We start from the raw sequence: 2,133 nt of genomic DNA, 5'->3' as shown, positions 1-2,133 counted from the left end.
GATGCTTGAAGAGAGCACGCAGCAGCATTACGGCGTCATGACCCACGCGCTCGAAAAATGGCAACAGGCGAACGTTAACCAGTTCCTGCAACGCCACTAATCACTAATCCCGCCCCGGGATCGCGCCGGGGTTCTACAACGGTTTTTACTGACATATTTCGGTACAATAGTCACCCGAGAAAAGCGACACAGGTAAACACCATGAAGCATATTCAACCAAAACTGGCATGGAAAAACCGCATGATTACCTATTATTCAACAAAGCCTTTACAAATCTGAAAGGAAACCCCTTTAACTGGTCAGTAATTGATCTCTTGGGAATGTATAACAGTGCTAATGAACAAATTATACCCGACTTGGTTATTCCTGTGCTGAAAAAACAGTTGAAGGAGCAAGAAGGGTCTTAACGGGTGGTCATATGAGAGTGGGAATTACGGGCTTTCAACCCGAGAGACTTACCCAAATCAGGGAAGCTCGTGGGTTATCAAAAATCAACCTTGGTCGCCTGGTTGAACGTTCCCCTTCAACAATAACAAAGTGGGAGAATGGTAACCATGCTCCTGATGCTGAAGCTTTGTCTATTTTAGCGGCTGCACTAAATTGCCCTATCAGCTGGTTTGTTAAGCCGACCATTCTAAAAGAAGAGACTCCTGTTTTTTTTAGAACATTGGCCAATACTGCCAAGGATTTATGCAGTGCATCAGAAGTTTACATGGGATGGCTACAGGAAATTTCATTGCAATTACAACAATATCTTGATTTTCCAAGTGTAAATCTCCCCCATTTGGATGTGACAGATTATCGGGCTATAGATGATTCAGTTATTGAAATTATGGCATCAAAATGCCGCAAGGCTTGGGGGCTAGGTATTGCTCCTGTATCAGACTTGCTTTTAGTAATAGAAAATGCGGGTGTCATATGCTCTAGATTTGAGCAAGGCAGTGTCATGATGGACGGTTATTCTCAATGGAGTAATAAAGAAAATAGACCGTACATAATATTAGCGACAGATAAAAATAATTATTACCGTAGTCGATTTGATGCCGCGCATGAACTAGGTCATATTGTATTGCACCGTTATATCAATCGGTTGGATGTTGTTAATTTTAAAGTTATCGAAGAACAGGCAAATAAGTTTGCTGCATATTTTATGTTACCAGAAGAAGCATTTTCAACAGAATTACCACCTTTCCCGACGCTTGAGAACTTCGTTTCCTTAAAGGCTCGATGGGGCATGTCTGCTCAAGCAATGATATTAAGGGCAAGAGATTTGGAACTCATTTCTCCATTAGAGTATCAGCGTCTGTATAAAAGTATATCTGCACGTGGATGGAGAAAAGGGGAACCATTGGATGATTTAAAATTACCCGAAGTTGTGAGACTTTTCCCTCGTTGTGTAAAACTGCTCTTTGAGTCATCAACGCTTACAAAGGCTAGTTTGCTTGAAATTCTTGGTCTTTCAAAAACTGACGCTGAAGACCTGTGTTCTTTACCTCGGGGTTATTTATCCGAAGGTTCCGTTCTTAATTTTGAATCAAGAATTAAATTGAAAAAAAGCCCAGCAGATGATGATTTCAGGATTTCTGAAAATGTTATTAATTTGTTTGGAATGAATAAAGCTATTGTTGAATAATAGGTAATCATGCGGTTTTTCCATGCCAGTTTTGGTTGAAAATGCTTGTCATCTCAGGTGTACACTTTTCTCATGAGGCCTAACTGCATGATTTTTCGTTGCGAGGATCCGTCGTTTCACTGGACTGCCAGCATAAAATCTATTTATTCAACCAAGCCCCATTAACCACTAATCCCGCCCCGGTATCGTGCCGGGGTTCCATTATCGTTTTAACCAACGAGGTATATCTGTATGCAAAATTTGACCATTGCACAAACAGTAACCATGTCCAGCCGCGAGATTGCGGAGCTGACCGGAAAACAACATAAAGACGTTCTTGCTGATTGCCGCAAAATGTTCGAGGCGCTCAATATTCAATCGGCGGACTTTTCCGCCGATTACAAAGACAGCAAAGGACGCACCTATCAGGAGTTTTTGCTTGACCAAGACCTAACAATGACGCTCGTCATGGGGTACAGCATTGAGCTTCGCCATAAAGTCGCCAAGCGCTGGCGTGAGCT

At 42.1% G+C, this 2,133-nt stretch carries 3 protein-coding genes; all 3 read left to right on the top strand.

Going from position 1 to position 2,133, the window contains the following annotated elements:
* Positions 1 to 227: 227 nt before the first annotated feature.
* Entirely contained in the window at positions 228 to 407 is a 180-nt protein-coding gene (locus QZ506_RS06990; RefSeq protein ID WP_291970025.1) for a hypothetical protein, read from the top strand.
* A gap of 11 nt (positions 408 to 418) precedes the next feature.
* Positions 419 to 1,633: an XRE family transcriptional regulator gene (locus QZ506_RS06985; protein ID WP_291970024.1), complete on the top strand. Its 1,215-nt coding sequence runs from the start codon at positions 419 to 421 to the stop codon at positions 1,631 to 1,633.
* A gap of 231 nt (positions 1,634 to 1,864) precedes the next feature.
* Positions 1,865 to 2,133 (top strand): Rha family transcriptional regulator (locus QZ506_RS06980; RefSeq protein ID WP_291970022.1); only part of this gene is annotated, 269 nt, incomplete at its 3' end.

Origin of the sequence: Candidatus Symbiopectobacterium sp., from assembly GCF_020054415.1 — a bacterium.
Classification (GTDB): Bacteria; Pseudomonadota; Gammaproteobacteria; order Enterobacterales; family Enterobacteriaceae; genus Symbiopectobacterium.
The sequence above is the reverse complement of the archived record's forward strand: the minus strand, read 5'-3'. Positions and strand labels throughout refer to the sequence as shown.

Excerpts from the sequence above, each read along its gene's own strand:
- QZ506_RS06990 (WP_291970025.1), top strand. The coding sequence starts at position 228 with ATGGAAAAACCGCATGATTACCTATTATTCAACAAAGCCTTTACAAAT.
- QZ506_RS06985 (WP_291970024.1), top strand. The coding sequence starts at position 419 with ATGAGAGTGGGAATTACGGGCTTTCAACCCGAGAGACTTACCCAAATC.